At 38.1% G+C, this 17,719-nt stretch carries 19 protein-coding genes and 1 pseudogene; 9 read left to right on the forward strand and 11 right to left on the reverse strand.

Features of this window, described 5'->3' with window-relative positions; all coding sequences use genetic code 11:
• Positions 1 to 402 precede the first annotated feature (402 nt).
• Positions 403 to 1,161: an IS21-like element ISPst3 family helper ATPase IstB gene (istB, locus tag EGS47_RS00805; protein ID WP_125269088.1), complete on the reverse strand. Its 759-nt coding sequence runs from the start codon at positions 1,159 to 1,161 to the stop codon at positions 403 to 405.
• 90 nt (positions 1,162 to 1,251) lie between these two features.
• On the opposite strand from istB, the gene EGS47_RS00810 reads away from it, so the two are divergent.
• Positions 1,252 to 2,417, forward strand: a protein-coding gene (locus tag EGS47_RS00810) for an IS3-like element ISAba22 family transposase (RefSeq protein WP_085944217.1) whose coding sequence is annotated in 2 segments (ribosomal slippage) — positions 1,252 to 1,510 and positions 1,510 to 2,417 — 1,167 coding nt in all. Because the reading frame shifts where the segments join, the coding sequence is not laid out codon by codon here.
• A 78-nt stretch (positions 2,418 to 2,495) separates the two neighbouring features.
• The gene (gorA, locus tag EGS47_RS00820) at positions 2,496 to 3,848 is read left to right on the forward strand and encodes a glutathione-disulfide reductase (protein WP_002122354.1); all 1,353 of its coding nucleotides are present in this window, start codon (positions 2,496 to 2,498) and stop codon (positions 3,846 to 3,848) included.
• A 195-nt stretch (positions 3,849 to 4,043) separates the two neighbouring features.
• On the opposite strand, the gene EGS47_RS00825 is transcribed toward gorA, so the two are convergent.
• Both EGS47_RS00825 and EGS47_RS18865 read right to left on the reverse strand, forming a co-directional pair.
• On the reverse strand, positions 4,044 to 4,976 hold the full coding sequence (locus EGS47_RS00825) for an IS5-like element ISAba12 family transposase (protein WP_002114401.1): 933 nt from the start codon (positions 4,974 to 4,976) through the stop codon (positions 4,044 to 4,046).
• Positions 4,973 to 5,119: a transposase gene (locus EGS47_RS18865; protein ID WP_005028587.1), complete on the reverse strand. Its 147-nt coding sequence runs from the start codon at positions 5,117 to 5,119 to the stop codon at positions 4,973 to 4,975. The genes EGS47_RS00825 and EGS47_RS18865 overlap by 4 nt, the downstream gene beginning before the upstream one ends.
• Before the next feature lie 199 nt (positions 5,120 to 5,318).
• Between EGS47_RS18865 and EGS47_RS00835 the strand changes: the two genes are divergently transcribed.
• The 3 genes from EGS47_RS00835 to EGS47_RS00845 all read left to right on the forward strand — a co-directional run bounded on the left by EGS47_RS00835 (position 5,319) and on the right by EGS47_RS00845 (position 8,317).
• Complete coding sequence (locus EGS47_RS00835; RefSeq protein WP_024160767.1) at positions 5,319 to 5,759, forward strand: hypothetical protein; 441 nt, start codon at positions 5,319 to 5,321, stop codon at positions 5,757 to 5,759.
• 108 nt (positions 5,760 to 5,867) lie between these two features.
• Entirely contained in the window at positions 5,868 to 6,926 is a 1,059-nt protein-coding gene (locus EGS47_RS00840; RefSeq protein WP_005006014.1) for a DNA cytosine methyltransferase, read from the forward strand.
• Between the two features lie 65 nt (positions 6,927 to 6,991).
• Complete coding sequence (locus EGS47_RS00845; protein WP_005006017.1) at positions 6,992 to 8,317, forward strand: DNA cytosine methyltransferase; 1,326 nt, start codon at positions 6,992 to 6,994, stop codon at positions 8,315 to 8,317.
• A 368-nt stretch (positions 8,318 to 8,685) separates the two neighbouring features.
• Here EGS47_RS00845 and EGS47_RS00850 read toward each other — a convergent pair whose 3' ends face one another.
• The gene (locus EGS47_RS00850; RefSeq protein WP_005006018.1) at positions 8,686 to 10,065 is read right to left on the reverse strand and encodes a hypothetical protein; all 1,380 of its coding nucleotides are present in this window, start codon (positions 10,063 to 10,065) and stop codon (positions 8,686 to 8,688) included.
• Positions 10,066 to 10,215: 150 nt separating this feature from the next.
• On the opposite strand from EGS47_RS00850, the gene umuD reads away from it, so the two are divergent.
• Both umuD and EGS47_RS00860 read left to right on the forward strand, forming a co-directional pair.
• Positions 10,216 to 10,776 (forward strand): translesion error-prone DNA polymerase V autoproteolytic subunit, encoded by a 561-nt coding sequence (umuD, locus tag EGS47_RS00855; RefSeq protein ID WP_005006020.1) that lies wholly within the window; start codon positions 10,216 to 10,218, stop codon positions 10,774 to 10,776.
• Positions 10,773 to 12,062 carry a Y-family DNA polymerase gene (locus tag EGS47_RS00860; RefSeq protein WP_125269090.1) on the forward strand — a complete coding sequence of 430 codons (1,290 nt, stop codon included), beginning with the start codon at positions 10,773 to 10,775 and terminating at the stop codon, positions 12,060 to 12,062. Before umuD ends, EGS47_RS00860 begins: the two co-directional genes overlap by 4 nt.
• 155 nt (positions 12,063 to 12,217) lie before the next feature.
• Here the strand turns inward: EGS47_RS00860 and EGS47_RS00865 are convergent, their stop codons facing one another.
• From EGS47_RS00865 to EGS47_RS00890, 6 genes are all read right to left on the reverse strand, one after another.
• Positions 12,218 to 12,442: a hypothetical protein gene (locus tag EGS47_RS00865; protein WP_228268769.1), complete on the reverse strand. Its 225-nt coding sequence runs from the start codon at positions 12,440 to 12,442 to the stop codon at positions 12,218 to 12,220.
• 58 nt (positions 12,443 to 12,500) lie between these two features.
• Positions 12,501 to 12,962: a hypothetical protein gene (locus tag EGS47_RS00870; protein ID WP_005006024.1), complete on the reverse strand. Its 462-nt coding sequence runs from the start codon at positions 12,960 to 12,962 to the stop codon at positions 12,501 to 12,503.
• A 260-nt stretch (positions 12,963 to 13,222) separates the two neighbouring features.
• A complete protein-coding gene (locus EGS47_RS00875) occupies positions 13,223 to 13,456 on the reverse strand; it encodes a hypothetical protein (protein WP_005006026.1) in 234 nt (77 codons plus the stop codon).
• Between the two features lie 331 nt (positions 13,457 to 13,787).
• Entirely contained in the window at positions 13,788 to 14,213 is a 426-nt protein-coding gene (locus EGS47_RS00880; RefSeq protein ID WP_005006029.1) for a hypothetical protein, read from the reverse strand.
• Positions 14,214 to 14,251: 38 nt separating this feature from the next.
• The gene (locus EGS47_RS00885; RefSeq protein WP_005006030.1) at positions 14,252 to 14,407 is read right to left on the reverse strand and encodes a hypothetical protein; all 156 of its coding nucleotides are present in this window, start codon (positions 14,405 to 14,407) and stop codon (positions 14,252 to 14,254) included.
• 181 nt (positions 14,408 to 14,588) lie between these two features.
• Positions 14,589 to 15,737 carry a hypothetical protein gene (locus tag EGS47_RS00890; protein ID WP_005006031.1) on the reverse strand — a complete coding sequence of 383 codons (1,149 nt, stop codon included), beginning with the start codon at positions 15,735 to 15,737 and terminating at the stop codon, positions 14,589 to 14,591.
• Between the two features lie 481 nt (positions 15,738 to 16,218).
• Here EGS47_RS00890 and EGS47_RS00895 point away from each other — a divergent pair, with 481 nt between their 5' ends.
• Together EGS47_RS00895 and EGS47_RS00900 are read left to right on the forward strand one after the other, a co-directional pair.
• The gene (locus tag EGS47_RS00895) at positions 16,219 to 16,623 is read left to right on the forward strand and encodes a transposase family protein (protein ID WP_125269091.1); all 405 of its coding nucleotides are present in this window, start codon (positions 16,219 to 16,221) and stop codon (positions 16,621 to 16,623) included.
• 37 nt (positions 16,624 to 16,660) lie between these two features.
• Positions 16,661 to 17,053: pseudogene (locus tag EGS47_RS00900) on the forward strand (transposase family protein); the annotation flags it as partial.
• A 32-nt stretch (positions 17,054 to 17,085) separates the two neighbouring features.
• Here EGS47_RS00900 and EGS47_RS00905 read toward each other — a convergent pair.
• A complete protein-coding gene (locus tag EGS47_RS00905; protein ID WP_005006032.1) occupies positions 17,086 to 17,694 on the reverse strand; it encodes a hypothetical protein in 609 nt (202 codons plus the stop codon).
• Positions 17,695 to 17,719 lie beyond the last annotated feature (25 nt).

Raw genomic sequence — 17,719 nt, forward strand, 5'->3', positions numbered from 1 at the left:
ATTAGAGATTTAAATTTCGCGTCTATTAATTATAGCGCAACTGAGTGGTTAAGCAAGTACGTAATCAGTAAATATTAAAAAAATAACACAAAAGCACGATTATATAATACAGTGTCAGTGTTTTATGATAATCAACAACGCCTGTTTAGATGCTGGTAGATGCGAATTTTTTGGCGTACAGTCAAAATTTTCTGATGGTTGCTTAGTGTGTTGGCGCTGATGGAAAATTGACCCACCCTGCCGATTGAAATTTGACCCAGGGCGGATTGCTGATTTTGTTACCAGCAACTGTGGATAAGTCTACCAGCGCAGCTGCTGTTGCCCCCACTCCTTCGCTAGCCCAGTTCAGTTGTTTAAGACCTGCCACACGCAGCCATGTAGCAGGCCGTCGTCGCCATGAAATCAGAACGGCTCATCGTCCTCCGGTTCCTGGCCGCCCTTACGCTTTCGCTCCCGTGATTTGATCTTGGCCTGGGCCGCCAAGCTACTGTGTTGCAGGCGATAGGACTCGTTACCGGTTTCGACGATGTGGCAGTGGTGGGTCAGCCGATCCAGCAGGGCGGTGGTCATCTTGGCGTCGCCGAACACGCTCGACCATTCGGCGAAGCTCAGGTTGGTGGTGATCGCCACGCTGGTGTGTTCGTACAGCTTGGATAGCAGGTGAAACAGCAACGCACCGCCGGCCTGGCTGAAGGGCAGATAACCCAGTTCGTCGAGGATGACCAGATCCATGCGCAGCAGAGCTTGGGCGATCCGCCCGGCTTTGCCGTCGTGCTTTTCGCGCTCCAGCAGATTGACCAGATCGACCGTGGAGTAGAAGCGCACGCGCTTGCCGTGCCGGGTGATGCCGGACACGGCCAGCGCAGTGGCCAGGTGGGTTTTACCGGTGCCAGGCCCACCGATCAGCACCACGTTCTGCGCGGTGTCGGTAAAGGCCAGACTGGCCAGTTCGCTGATCAAACGAGCGTCTGCGCTGGAGGCGCTGAAGTCGAAGCCGGCCAGGTCGCGGTGCATCGGCAGCTTGGCCATGTTCATCTGGTGGCTCACCGAGCGCATGGCGCGATCTGTGTGCTCTTGTTCCAGCAGGTGTTCGAGCAGCCACTTGGACGAGGCTGTGTTCGACTCACCCTGCGCAGTCAACTCCGCCCAGGCCGTGGCCATGCCGTGCAGGCGCAGCTCCTTGAGTGATGTGTGCTGAAAAAACAGGAGGTTTTAACTTGGTAAACTAAACACACTCATCAGGAGTTTACCATGAGCAAGAAACACAAGACTTACACCACAGAATTTAAAGCTGAAGCCATCAAATTAATTGAAGCCAATCAAGGCAATGTCTCGGAAACAGCTAGACAACTTAGCATTTCAATGCAAACTCTTTCAAATTGGAATACCAAAGCAAAGGCTGGAACTTTAGCAGGTACAAAACAGTATTCACCTGATCTAAACGCTCTACTCGAAGAAAATAAAAAACTCAAACAACAGCTCAAAATAGCTGAAATGGAACGTGAATTTTTAAAAAAGGCAGCAGCGTACTTTGCCAAAGAAAGTCAGTAAGGTACGCCTATATGAAACAAAAAAGATATTCTTTTCCAATTACCTTAATGGCTCGATTACTTCATGTTTCAGTTTCATGTTTTTATGATTGGCTCAAGAGAGGCGTGAGCAAAAGAACGATTCAACGAAATCAACAGACGATATTGGTGAAAATAGCCCATGAGGAGACAAGGCAGAGCTATGGTTATATTCGATTAACCAAATACTTACAAGCTCAGGGCATAAAAATGAGTATGTACGCTGTACGTCAGATAAAAGCGCTGAACCACCTGTATTGTAAGCGACACAAGCGTTTTAAAAGGACTACGAATAGTGACCATAATCGAGCGATCTATGAAAACCTGCTGGAGCAACAATTCTCAATGACTAGACCAAATCAAGCATGGTCAAGTGATATTACGTACATATGGACTGTTGAAGGATGGCTGTACTTAGCAGCGGTAAAAGACCTTTACACGAAACAAGTGGTTGGCTATAGCTTAAATGAGCGCATGACAGCACAGCTTGTTTGTAATGCGCTAAATATGGCTATTCACAATCAAAAACCAACCAAAGAACTGATTGTGCATTCAGACAGAGGAAGTCAATATTGCAGCCATGAATATCGAAATATACTTGAGCAATATGGTTTTCAAGGTTCAATGAGCAAGCGCGGAGACTGTTACGATAATGCACCGATTGAAAGCTTTTGGGGAATACTGAAAAATGAGTTAGTGCATCATTACAACTATCAAACCAGAGAAGAAGCCAAAGCAGATATTATAAAATACATTGAATTATTTTATAATCATCGAAGAATTCAAAAGGGTTTGGGTTTTAAGACACCAAATCAAATGGCCGAAGACTTTTATAAGTTGGCTGCCTAGAATCTCCCAAGGGAAAGTCTCCTGATAATTCAGCGTATATCATTAACTTTTTAAATCTAAAAAACAGGAATTTCATTTATGTCTAAACACTATGATTATATTGCGATTGGCGGAGGCAGTGGCGGTATTGCATCAGTCAATCGTGCTGCCATGTATGGTAAGAAATGTGCACTGATAGAAATGGGTGATATTGGTGGAACCTGTGTCAACGTAGGATGTGTTCCTAAAAAAGTGATGTGGTATTCAGCTCAAATTGCCGATGCGATTCATAAATATGGTCCTGACTATGGCTTTAATACAGAATTGAAATCCTTTAACTGGAAGAAATTAGTTGAAAACAGACAAGCCTATATCAGCCGAATACATACATCGTATGACACAGGACTAGCTAAAAATAATGTTGATGTCATTCGAGGTTTTGCAAAATTTTTAGATGCTCAAACAATTGAAGTAAATGGTGAAACGTACACAGCTGACCATATTTTAATTGCTACGGGGACTCAAGCATTCAAACCTGAAATTGAAGGTGCTGAATATGGTATTGATTCCAATGGTTTCTTCGGATTAGAACACTTACCGAAGCGGACTGCTATTGTTGGTTCTGGCTATATTGCTGTGGAATTGGCAGGTGTTCTTAATGCATTGGGTTCGAATGTACAATTATTTATTCGTAAACATCAGCCTTTGCGTGGATTAGATCATTTCCTTGGTAAAACACTATTAGAGAATATGCGCAGTGAAAATATTAACGTGCATACTCATAGTCAGATTAACAAAGTGACTAAAGTTCAAGATAACTCACTTGTATTACACCTAGAAGATGGTACAGAACATAGTGTAGATTGCTTGATTTGGGCAATTGGTAGAAAACCTGCAACTGAAGCGATCAATCTTAATAAGACTCAAGTTCAATTGAACGAGAATCGCTTTATTCATGTTGATGCATATCAAAATACAACACAGTCTGGCATTTATGCAGTGGGTGATATTACAGGTAAAGTCGAGTTAACACCTGTTGCTGTGGCAGCGGGTCGAAGACTGTCTGAACGTTTATTTAACAATAAGCCAAATGAACATTTAGATTATGAAAATATTCCGACTGTGGTGTTTAGTCACCCACCTATTGGAACAGTTGGATTAACCGAAGATCAAGCCATAGAAAAATTTGGTAAAGATGCCATCAAAATTTATAGTTCTTCCTTTACATCCATGTATACAGCGATAACAGAACATCGACAACTCACAAAAATGAAATTAATTTGTGTAGGAACTGATGAGAAAGTGGTCGGAATTCATGGTATTGGATACGGTATGGATGAAATTCTGCAAGGCTTTGCTGTTGCTTTAAAAATGGGAGCAACTAAAAAAGACTTCGATAACACTTTAGCAATTCATCCGACTTCTGCTGAAGAATTCGTCACAATGCGTTAATCATTGATCATCTAAAAGAGCATTTATTTATATATTTGCTCTTATTTTTATATTCTATATCCAAATTATGAACTTTCAACAACTTAGAATTATTAGAGAACTCACTCAACATAATCTCAATTTATCACAAACAGCACATGCTCGGCTTTGTTGCACAAAGATTTGAAATGCAAAGCGCCCCTAATTGAGCCAAATTTAAGGCGTAACTTGGGTAAGTGGTCGACCTAATTCCGTAAATCTGTTAAGGACTGCTACACGTGCATGGATCTCATTCACTTGGCTATCAAAACTCCTTGCACTGAGTTTATCTCCTAATAATTTGATGCAATGCATCTTAGTTTCAACCAAACTTCGCCGATGATAGCCTGACCATTTTTTCCATAGTGTCCTGCCTAAACGTTTAATTGTTCGAAGTAATTCATTTCGCTCTAGCGAGCTACTCTTTGTATCTTTCCATGGTTTCGCATTTTTTCTAGGTGGAATCACCGCATGCGCTTGCCGATCTGCAATGACCTGACGGCATTGCTTGGTGTCATAAGCTCCATCGGTATAAACAGAGTTAATCCGCTCATCTTGTGGAATCTGATTAAGTAAATCACCAAGCACCTGTGAATCACTGACATTATTGGTTGTAAGCTGAACTGCTCGTATTTGCAGGGTTTTAGCATCTATACCAATATGAAGTTTACGCCATTGGCGACGATATTCAGGTCCATGTTTCTTGCGTTTCCATTCGCCCTCACCTAGAAACTTCATGCCTGTAGAGTCCATGAGTAGATGCAGCCCATCGCTACTTTTTTGGTAGCTGATTACAATATCAATATGCTTTTGTCTTCTACAAAGCGTGGTGTAATCTGGAGCTATCCAATTTAATCCGCAAAGTTTAATCAGACTTTGCACAAAGCCAGTGACCATACGTAAAGACAGACGGAATAAGGATTTAATCATTAAGCAGCATTGGATGGCTGCGTCGGAGTAGGTTTGATTTCGCCCTTGTTTGCCTTTTGATGGCGCATACCATTGCGTAGCAGGATCAAACCAAATGGCAATATTTCCGCGACTCATGAGTGCTCGGTTATATGCGGGCCAATTGGTTGTGCGGTAGATTTTGTGTGTAGGCTTCTTCATTTGAAAATTATATCGCTGAAAAACCCTTTACAGATAGGTTTGTGCAACAAAGCCGTTTCCGAGACATTGCCTTGATTGGCTTCAATTAATTTGATGGCTTCAGCTTTAAATTCTGTGGTGTAAGTCTTGTGTTTCTTGCTCATGGTAAACTCCTGATGAGTGTGTTTAGTTTACCAAGTTAAAACCTCCTGTTTTTTCAGCACACATCATTTAACATTGAGTAATATTTATTGGATTAAGGTTTATAACCAAATAGTTATTAAGATAAATCACCAATCAGATGCAAAAACTAGGTTTTATACGAAGTATTGTACTCATAACAGTAAGGTATTCGGACTAAAGATGGTAAGAAAAGCACTTGCTGACTTGGATAATCTATCTAGCAACGCTTCTCTTGTTGATGTTTTGGCAAATCAAGTTGGTATATACGACACGATATGGAGTTTTAAGTTTGTCGAGAAATCTCCTAGAACCCGTATACACGGCACTGGCATCAATAAAAAAAGAAAAATAGACCTATGTTTTAATATGATTCGCACTTTTGAACAGGTCGCTAAATCTATTAATTTGAATATTAGTAATGAATATTCACTATTAAAGATAGAAGAGAATAGGTTTGATCAGGCTATCCAGGAGTTAACTAAAGATCTAAATATTAGTAAAGGTGCTTACATCCAGATTAATGAGCATCTTGAAGTTAAATTGGCAAAGACATCCAGCACAATTTACGTCAAATTTAGTGATTTAGCATCCGAAAAGCTCAATAAGCTTTATGGTAGATAATCGTCTTCAACTGAATAGACATATAACTATTTTTAAAAAAAATTATATTCATACAAATTACTCTAAAATTAGGTAATCAAGCTCATTGCTTAAAACTTGGAGTCGGTCGTGGATTTAGTAAAAACGCAAAACAATAATGAACAATTGCAACTTTTCAATAAGCTTTTATTGGATGCAAGAAGTAGTTTTATTGATGCTGAGTTTAAGATTTCAAATATCTTTGATGCACCGCATAAGAATGAAGTTGTTCGCTTAAATAAGAAATCACAAGCATATGTTGAAGCTAATGGCTGGATGTCCAGATCTTCCGCATTAGAGCGTTTAGAACAATGGAAAAACGTTGCGTTTAACCAATATCTAGATCCAACGATCCGCAACCAAAACAACCAAAAAATTGTCATTTCTCTTTTTGATTTGTCTGGCACATGGTCACAACCATGGGTTGATGCTGGCTATCAAGTATTTCGCTTTGATATACAGGCAGATCCTTATTTTGGCGATATTAATAACTTCAGCGTGGAATTCTTTAACGAGCTTTTTGCATGCTTTGATGGTTTGGACGTTCATGCGATTTTAGCTGCATGCCCATGTACTGACTTTGCTGTTTCTGGTGCAAGACATTTTACCGCCAAAGATGCTGATGGTCGCACGTTAAGCAGTATTGAGCTGGTGTACCAAACTTTAAGAACAATTGAATTTTTTAAACCGAATATTTGGGCAATTGAGAATCCAGTAGGGCGTATTGCGAGCTTAACCGGGTTGTCGCCGTGGCGTCTGTCGTTTGATCCGTTTCATTTTGGGGATACTTACACTAAGAAAACCTTATTATGGGGTAGATTTAATGCTGACCTACCTATTGCACCAGTAGAGCCTATAGAGGGATCTAAAATGCACAAGTTATATGGTGGGAAAAGCTTGGCCACTAAAAATGCTCGAAGTGTAACGCCTGTTGGTTTTGCATATTCATTCTTTATGGCCAATAACGCGCATGACCATAAACTGATGGCATTTTCAAACAAATATGACCGATTAGACCGGAATCTTTTAAAACTCGCTCTGAATTCAGGAGTTTCTGAATATGAAATTTCGTCTGCCATCGATGATGCTTACTATGATTATGATGATTTGGCAGCCATTGATTCTATAAATGAACTAATGCTTGCCTAAGTATTCATACAGTATTCGCGTACACGAATTTAGTGGCAAAAAGCCAAAAACTTGGAGTTTATATTATGTTTAATTTATTACCACACGAACTTATTGTTGATAATTTTGCCGGGGGTGGTGGAACATCAACCGGTTTAGAACGTGCATTTGGGAGACCGATTGATATTGCTATTAATCATGATCCTAAAGCTTTGGCGATGCACCGGGTAAATCATCCTCTTACAAAACATTATTGTGAAAGTGTTTGGGATGTAGATCCAGTTGAAATCACTGGTAATCAACCCGTTGGATTAGTCTGGTTGAGCCCAGACTGTAAACACCATTCCAAAGCTAAGGGAGGTAAACCTCTCAATAAAAACATTAGGGGATTGGCCTGGATTGCATTGCGCTGGGCAGCAAAGGTTCGACCTCGTGTAATAATGCTTGAAAATGTAACGGAGTTTGCAGAATGGGGTGACCTTGATAAAGATGGACGTCCATGCCCAAAGCGTAAGGGACGAACGTTTAATTGCTTTGTAAATGCATTGAAATATCAAGGATACTCAGTTGAATACAAAGAATTAAAAGCATGTGACTTCGGTTCACCAACTATACGAAATCGATTTTTCTTAATAGCTCGCCGTGATGGATTGCCAATCGTATGGCCAAAGGAAACCCATGGTAATCCTAATACCAGTCTTGTAAAAAAGGGACGTTTATTGCCATGGCGTACAGCTGCTGAATGCGTAGATCTAAGTTTTGATTGCCCTAGTATATTTAAAAGAAAAAAAGCACTGGCACCAGCTACGTTAGAGCGTATTGTTCGCGGTATTTTGAAATATATCGTTCATAATCCAGAGCCATATATCGTTGATGCAGCTGCTCCAATTCTTACAGAATGTGCAAATGGATCAAGTCGGAGATCAATGCCGATCGATGAGCCTTTGAGGACAATTACAGCTGAAACTAAAGGCGGTACCCACTCACTATATGTTTGTCACCTTTCAAAAATGAAAAATGGATGTACTGGCCAAGAGTTAAATGAACCTATGCATACACTCACAACAGTAAATCAATTTGCAGAGGTACGAGCTTTATTAACGAGATTTACTGAAGGGTTAAATTTCAAAAATGAACTTTTTGAAAAATTTGGAATCATTGAAATCAATGGTGAACGCTATTGTATTGAAGATATTGGCTTTAGAATGCTTCAACCATTTGAACTTTATAAGGCTCAAGGCTTTCCGCATGATTATATTTTCAGTTATGGACATGATGAAAATAACCAACAATTGAAGTTAACTAAACAAGACCAATATCGTATGGTCGGTAACTCAGTACCACCTGATTTATCTTATGCACTGGTTCTGGCCAACTTTACTCATGAACAGGAATATAGTCTGGCCTCATAAGGCTATTTGCATTCTATAAATTATGAGTTAAAAAAAGAGGTCCCTAATGACCTCTTTTTAAGCTAGATAATAAAATTAATAATTACACTTAAACCAATTTGCTTTACTGTCCCAAACCGTTCTACCAGCTTCAAGTGGGATCTGGTTGTACAACACATCACTTCCAGCTGAGATTCCATTTTGGGTATTTAAAAAGCCTTTGATATGGAACAGAGCCATTAATTATAAAGCAGGGGAATAAGTTTATCCTTGTCTGTGATCGTGGATTCCCATCGGATATTGAAGATCCGAGTATTTATAATTACTTGTCCAATTATATCCAATAGAAATCATTTTCTATAAAACAGAGTGTGTTTCCACACTCTGTTTTATACGGTATTTAGGTCCTTTAAAAGTTCAAAAGCATCCATTTCTTTAACGATGTTCAATAAATATTGCCTGTTGTTTAATAGCAATTCATCAAAGTGACGTATATCAACGATATTACTTAAATTATGTATTTTGAATTGATTTTTTGACATGTAATTAATGCATTCATCTTGATCAAAACATTTTGTTGCTGGAGATCCTGATTCACTTATGAAAATAATGCTGCTGTTCCACATAGATAAATAAAAATATCTGTAAATTTTATCATTTCGCGAAGAGTACCAGTCAGGAAGCATAATTTCACAAGAGTACTTAACATCACCTCCATGAGAATATTGATCCCAAAGTTCAATCATTTCAGAACGTTTTAATTTAGATGTCTCCAGTGCTAAAACTGTGTATTGAGAATCCCTACTTAACCCTAATTTAAAACACATATCTGCGTAATTAATCTGATCGATATCAATTGTGTCTTTGTATCGTTGTTTTTTTAATTGATTCAATAATTCAATCTGATTGCTTGTAAAAATATCCATCCATTGAGTAACTGGCAATGATTTTATTAGGGCCAAAAAAGCTTTTTTATCTTCTCTGGTGCAATCTATGTCTTCTTTCACTTGTCTATTCCGCAAGTATCCATAATTGCCATTTTCTAAATCGGAGCTAACCCAATATGCATCCTGTAAAGTTCTATCGGCTTTACTTTCTAAAGGTGTAATGTCAAATAGTCGGAGATCGTTAGGACAGCACTCTGTAAATGTTGGATGCTTAATAGGTCTGCTGGTATACGCTATTAAAGTTTTACGATGCTTTGATAAGAGAAAAACACTATCTAAATAGTTAGTCATCGTGTTTAGAACGGATAAAGGTAAGGCATATTCTTCATTTTTAGTTTTATATGTATCTAGGACGTCTATCTCAGAGTAACATTCAATATAAGGATAGTGTTGATGCTGACGAAAATTAGCAATAGCTTTTTTATTCTTACTATCAGAAAACTCATATTGAATATTATTCGAGTCTAACCAACTATAAAATGATTGATTAATAATATCCTTCACACGATGATCGATAACCAGGATATCTGGTATTCCAAAAACTAATGGAATATTTGGGCCATTAGTCTTGTAGTAACGGCTCCAAAAAGTCTTCAGGAATTTTGACAGGGAACAACTACTGTCATTTTTTTCATAATATTCCGTGTAATTTAATGGAAAATCATTGACGGAGATGCCAAGTAAACATAATGGCTGCATTGATAGATCAGGATCTATAACTAATGGATCATTAGAACGCATTACGCCGTAGTTAGGCTCTATGAATACCCGTTTGCAAACCTGTACTGTTAAGTAATGAATAATTGGCATCATCTCTGACATATTACGTGTAAATTTTATTATTCATAAGATAGACGATCTTTATTCTAACTCCAAGGATAACCCATTGTGTATTGGTAACTTTTAAGAAATATTTGAACAAACATACAGCTCTCAATACAATGGGTCTCAAATCATAGTAAGGTTTTTTTCATGTCTACTTGCAGTTCAACGTCAGGAAAACCTGAAACGAAAGTTATCGCATTTAGCGGTGCAAATAAAAAGATAAGCGATATTCTTGACCTCGAGCACGTCAGATCTAACTCGCTTTTACAAATTCCTATTGCAGCTGAATTATTATCAGCTGGATTTCCTTCACCAGCACAAGATTTTATTGAAAAGTCGGTCGATCTCAACGAAATGCTGATCACCAATGAGTACTCTACGTTTATTGGTAAAGTAGGCTCTCGTTCCATGCTAAATGCTGGTATAGATATTAACGATAAGCTCATAATCGATAGAAGCTTCAATGCCAAGCATCTAGATATTATTGTTGCTCAGCTAGAAACAGACTTTACCGTTAAGCGGTTGATGATCACCAAGCAAATGTCAGCTGGTGAAATTAATGAAATTTTTGGTCCAGATGCAAAATCTATCCCTCCAGTTTGGCTTAAAGCAGAAAACCAAGAGCACTCACATATTTTTCTAAAACCTGAACAGGAATTGATTGTGTGGGGCGTAGTGACTTACATCATTAAAGACGCACGAAAATGACAAACCGGGTATTTATTCATGTTGATATAAATTCGGCATATTGTTCGATGGAAGCATTTTGGAACCCTAAGTTAAAGGGTAAACCATGCGTTGTCTTAAGCTCTAATGACGGAACAATCATCGCGAGAAGCGCTGAAGCTAAACTCTTAAAAATCCCGATGGGTGCGCCACTCTTTAAGGTCCAAGACATCATCAATAAACATAACGTTCATGTGCTATCGAGCAATTTTGCGCTGTATGGCGAAATGTCACGCCGTTTTCATGGAATATTATCTGGTTTTGTAGATCCAAGCTGTTACAGCATTTACAGCATTGATGAAGGCTTTATAGAATTTACTCAATTTACTAAAAACTTTGATGCTACTGAAATGGCACGGGAGATTCGGCATCAAGTATATAAGCTTATTGGCTTAACAACGTGCGTGGGTGTTGGTAGAACACTGACTGAAAGTAAAATGGCCAACAACCTTGCCAAAAAGAATCCAGAATTAAATGGAATCTGTAATTTAGTGACAATGAGCCTGGTAGATGTCGAAAGCTTCTATCAAAGCATGCCAGTTGATGAAATATGGGGTGTAGGGCGAAAGTACGCTAAAAAGCTTAATGACATGGGGATTTTAACTGTGCTGGATCTTGCAACATCCAACCCGAATCGAATGCGTGAACTCTTCAATGTGAATATGCAAAGTACGATTTTAGAATTGCTTGGCCAGTCATGCTTTGAATTTGAAAGTTCACCTAAGGCGAAACAACAGATTGTCTCGAGCAAATCTTTCGGCCAGAAAATTACTGAGCTCTCAATTCTTCAAGAAGCCGTCAGCAAATATACCCATAATGCATTCAATCGGCTTGTTGATGAACACCAGCTTTGCGGATCTCTGATTGTTTTCTTGCAATCCAACCCATTTGACCAGTCAAAACCGTATTACAGCAAGTCGTTAACATACACGTTTACCCAACCTACAAACAATTTGATGCAACTTGTTAAAGCTGCCACATCACTGATTGATAAATTGTACAAAGAGGGGATAGAGTTTAAGAAATGTGGCGTGATGTTGTGTGAATTGATAAAAGAAGAACATCGCACGATCGGCCTACTAACTGACGTAGAGCAGCTTGAAAAAGAGCAAGCGTTAATGACGGCGTTTCAAAGCATTCAAAGTAAGTTTGGCAAGGCTAAAATTGCTGCTGGATCATGTAATCTGAAAAATAGAGATTGGGAACCTAAGTCAGAACGTCAAAGCCGTAACTATTTTAGTGAGGCTGGTATGATTGTCTTCAATTGATTCATTTGAGGGAATTTGTTGGCAATGACGGGGATGGTCAGACTCGAACTGACATTCAAGGAATTAAACCTTTGCTTTAATGAGATTGATCAGATCTCAAAACCAATTGGCTACACCCTCGGAAATATAAGTACTTTTACCTCCAAAATAAGAAATTAAGATTGCTGATAGCTTCTTGGTGATTCAGCTGGTGTACCATCATCATATCGCCAAAATAAGAAGCTTCCACTCCATTCGACATCACCTGAAGCATAGTCACGGATCTTATCGCTCCAGCGGATAGGTTTAATTTCATGGTCTAAGAATTCATCCCACACAATAAACGCCGTGCCATCTTTGTTTGGGATTTGGTCCTCGATGAAGAACCAGGGTGACTTCACATCACCAGAACAGCGTTTTGTCATTTTGTCTCTCTCACACTTTTGAGTAAGCCTCAAATTAATTGAAAAGATCATGAAAACTGTTTTGAACGTCAGACCGTGCGATCGGCGCTGTTTCTTGCTGCACAACTTCATCAATCAAATAAGCAACAGGACTTACAGATTGGCTTTTTGTGAAAGTCGGTGCACCAACTTCAGCGATAAACTTCTCGCTAATCGGTTTTTTTATTTCTAAGCGATACACACGGCGCAGCTTGTTTAAGCAATCAGACATCGATCCATCGCCAATACCGTGACGGGTTTTCTTGTTATCACGAGTCTTAAACGTGAAGTATGGAAAATGTTTGGCCATGACTGCAGTAATGTCTTTACCAACCAGGTAAATGTGGCTGTGTGTTTCGTAGAAGTGGGTAAATGACGCCTCTACGTGATAAGCAGCCAACAAGCTTTTTGCTTGTGGGTCAGTGATAACCGATTTAACTTGGTTAATCATTTTTTTGGCAATTGTTTTGTTATTCATGATGAACACCTTATAAATTTGATTAATTAGATTGAGTTAATGCTAGTTGCGTAAAAATACGTGATAGGCACACTTTACATGTAACAAGGTGCGGTACCGTGTCCACGGTAACATCACCTACTTTCATTTTGAATTCTTTCTTTGCTTCATCTGCAGGGAATAAGCCTCCAGCTGAGCACAAGTACTGGTTTTTCTCACGAACCAATTTAGATCCTGAGTAGTCTTCAGCAAAAACCAAGTGAGTCACTGTATTTGATTTCTCACCATCGCGTTGCTAAAACCTTGGTGGACCATTCCTCCCACAAATTGAACTTTTTAGCTTGTTCAACCATATGGTGCAGATCTGCAGTAGAAATTCTAACTGATGGCATTGAAGGGTTATTTACTGATTCTGGCGCACGAGTTACACGAACAAGTTCTATAACTTCATGAGCTTCAATTGGACCATATTTGCGATCAAGGTTTTTGCTCAATAATTCATTAATAGTAGCCATTTCAACTCCAAGTTTTAAGCGTTGTGCTTCTAATTGTTAATTTTAAGATAGAACCTAAACCAAAAAACTTTTTTGAAATTATTTATTATTGTTTTACTGATCCTTGCTGCGACTTTTAACAGATAGCAGCTAAAAATGGTAATGAGGATGCTATTAAAATGATGGAAGCAATTAAGGAACCATAAAAATAAGCATTGATCCTGGTGCGCCAGATCTAGCGCTGGCCACAACCAAATTTCTAAACCTTTTTTTAATCAACTAAAAAAACATCGAATGCGGTTTTCAACTGCCAAAAAGTGAAGCAATAGACATGCTTCACTAATTGTTGTTATTAAACTTCAGTCAATTCATTAATATCTAGGATATGAACGCCGTTTGATGTCAGTAGCCAACATGGGAGGGTATGTGCTTCAGTGACTTGAAGTATGAGGCTGTTAAGAGTGTCACTAGATTTTTTGCAGTAAAGGCAATCAGGCTCAGGATTGCTACCATCATCATCAATCAATGGCGTGTCAGCAATTAAGCGGTATGAAGCATACTTAATGATGTCAATATCATCGGCATTGATTGGCTCTTTTGAGCTTAGGAGTACTTGCTCTAAGCTGAATGCTTCAGGTTCAATCCATTTAACCTTGCTGGTGTTTTCAATCTGGTAACTTAACTGAGTGCCATCAGCAAAAAACACGACAAATTGACCATCTTCAATGTGCTGTACTTTAAAATTGCATGGAATGGTGAATGTGTTGTAGTAATTCATGGGGTTTCTCCAAGTTGTAGGCGTTGAGCCTAAGTTGATTAATCGTTTAAAACAGATTCGATAAAAGAGAGTATTTCAGCTTTAAGAGATGCTGAAATGGTTGCAGTATTTAACTGGCTTAAATACATATCAGCTTTGTCTTTTATTTCTTTTGACGTTGCGGTTTTACGAATTAAAACTAATGTATTCCACATATTAAAACCTTTAAGGATAGTGATTAAATCTATATTCATTATACAAAGCGCAATAGCTGTTTAATTTTTCTTAAAATTTAAAAATTCAAAACCTTTTTAATCAATTAAAAAACATCGAATGCGCTTTAAAAAATGCCCAAAAGAAAAGGGATAAGGTTTTACGCTTATCCCTGTTTGGGTTTTAGATATGGCAATCAACAATCGTGATTATATAGTCGCTTGGAAAGCTCTTGAGCAAGGCTTGGTTTTTGTTTTCCCAATCTTCTTCCTTGCGAATATCCTGTCCAAACATGCCACACTCTGAACCTGTCCAGTCGCCTATTTCATCACCACTGGTCGCATCTAAGAAACAGTATGTACCGAATGGGTTTGCTGATTTTTTAGCTACGAATTCTTCACGGCTCACCAAAAATTCATCAAAATCATAGCCACTCAAGCCATAAAACTTATCAGTGTCATTGGCTCTAATTGTTTTGATTGAATCTTGGTTATGATAAATGTCACGCTTTTCATTGACTGTTTCGATTGATTCATCAGCCCACAATTCACTTAATGGACGCCAAGTACGTGAAGCATCACCGATACATTTTTCAAAGTAGTCATAAACACGGTTGGCTTCGGTTTTTAAACGGTTGATTTCGGATTCAAAATCAAGCTCACCAATCGGGCAACTATTCACATTACGTCCATCAAGACGCAACAGCATGTTTTTCCAACGTCCTCCGATTTCATACCAATCGTATTTCGGATTCGGGTTGGTGGTGGTGAAGTAATCGACCACTTTGCCATCAGCATCAAGCTCTATCCATTCTGTCCAACTTTCATCAGGTTTTTCACCTGTCAAAACAGTTGGCGTAACTTCTTCGTTATACCAATTAATGAACTGTTGAAGCTCAAACACTTCAGTACATGGCACATCTTTTTGATGCCATTGAATGAACATGCCTAAATCACGAATGCGACTTGAGTACGTACCATCATCGTTTTTGACCTGTACCACTGATAAATGCTCACCGCCGTTCGGGAAGTCAGCAAAAATATCACCTTTGTTGTTTTTGATGGCATCAAGCTCTAAGTCTGTTGCATCACGCACGAAACGAGGGTCGTCAAGAAACGCATAGCGTTCTTCACCATCATCTAAGATAGGCTTTGAGTTTTTCATCAAAGTGATTTCTGTCGATTCGTATTGGTCTTTAATTTCGTCCAATGATGATTCTGAAATGCAATATTTGTTTTTAATGCCTGAGCATTCAAATTCGTAAAATGGTTCTAGGGCATCTACAACATCACCATCAGGGGTGGTAACTACTGCAACTGTGAAATGTGACATTTTAAAATCTCCAAGTTTTGAGCCGTGTGCTCTACATCTGAGATTCCATAATAGCTATTAAGTGGCGTTTATAACTTTTTCTTAAAATATAAATGAAGCTGAATATAACAACGGTAGTGATTCAGCAATGAAAATATTTTAATCAATTAAAATCACCGTATACGTTGAATAAAAGTAATATCAATTATTTCTATTTAATGAAATAAAATAAGGCTCACATATTAAAATAACCTGATTACATAGATCTATATCAAAAAAAGCAATTTAGTTCATTAAGCTGATAACTTAAAGTCATAAGGAATCCTATATTTAGGGTTTATAATTTATATGTTAAAGAAAATAAATAAAAGATGGCAATAATTAATAGTTGCCATCTTTTTGAGTTCTAGTTAATAGACTTCCTTCATAAATCAAAAAACGTACAATTTATTTGATCTTAAATTAATCAGCAAAATTATTTAATTCAAGGGATAATCCTTGGATGAAATTCAAAGATATTCAAAAATTATCAGACGTTAAGTTTCGTAGGCTTACCGGTGTTAGTTGGGCTACATTTAACCTCATGCTGGCCGAGATAAATAAGCAGTTACCCCGTCATATTGGTAAAGGACGACCGCATAAATTACCGTTGGAAGATCGTTTGCTCTTATGTATAGAATATTGGAGAGAATATCGAACATTTTTCCATCTTGGTATGAGTTACGGTGTATCTGAAACGAGTGCAATTCGTATCACACGTGTTATTGAAGATACCTTAATCCGTTCTGGAAAATTTAACTTGCCAAAACAACTTCCTAATCGAGATGAAGTGGATTGGGAAGTTGTTGTGATTGATGCAACTGAAATATTAGTTCAACGTCCAAAAAAAACAGAAGAAATGGTATAGCGGTAAAAAAAAGCGACATACCTTTAAATTTCAGCTATCTATGCACTATACAACAGGTGAAATACTGAGTGTATGTGGAAGTCATGGAAGCATGCATGATTTTAAAATATTTAAAAAAAGCATGAGGAAATTAAAATTTAAGCCCTTTTTTATCGTTGATAAGGGGTATTTAGGGATAAAGAAATTGGGTTTTGGATGCCTCATGCCATCTAAAGCAAAGAAAACTGAAAAACTAGATTCTGAATTAAAAAAGTTAAATAAAGAGATTGGTCGTAGACGAATTCAAGTAGAGCATGTATTTGGAAGGATGAAATGTTTTAAGATTTTATCTTGTGTATATAGAAATCGTCGTAAACGATTAAACCTGCGGTTTAATTTACTTGCTGGCATATACAATTTAGATTGGGTGAAAGATAAACTATTAAATTGATTGAAAAATGATTTATGAAGGAAGTCTAATGATTAAATATATTCTTCAACCGTACTGGTCATAAGTTTTTTCATCTTGTAAGGTTTGTAATGAGGAACATAACAAGGCTTGCAAACTGATTCATAGGTTTTGGTATCAGAATGATAATAAAAACGATCCAGTGGTTCATAACCGTTGCAATGATGGCAATAACGCTCAAAACCCAATGAAGTGAAGATCATCTTCTCCATAAATGCTTGTTTTTTATGTTTTGCTTTAAGTGTGGGTGAGTTTTTGACTTCACAAGAACAGATGTAATCTTGGTAATTATCTAACTCTGGTGATTCTTGGTATATACAAACAAACCGACTTAAGACATTCGGATCAAAAATATTCCATTGCTGGTCATGTTCTGAAAATAGGAAATATCCATCTGCACCTGATGGCATTTCTTTACTGTATTTCGAGTAATGGATAACATGTTTTTCCGTTGGCTCAAAGTCATTCAGGAACATTCTCAAGGTATTGATGTTCGGGAATTGGACTTTCATTAACTGTGCTTGAGTCACCAGATTGGATCTTGATTCGTAGTTCACCAGAACCATAATTTTACGGCTTTTGTCGATTCTGCCGATGATGTAATTATAGATATGATCAGACATTGTATTTTCTCCTATTCCATAGAGA

The organism is Acinetobacter sp. FDAARGOS_515 (genome assembly GCF_003938865.1).
Taxonomy (GTDB): Bacteria; Pseudomonadota; Gammaproteobacteria; order Pseudomonadales; family Moraxellaceae; genus Acinetobacter; species Acinetobacter ursingii.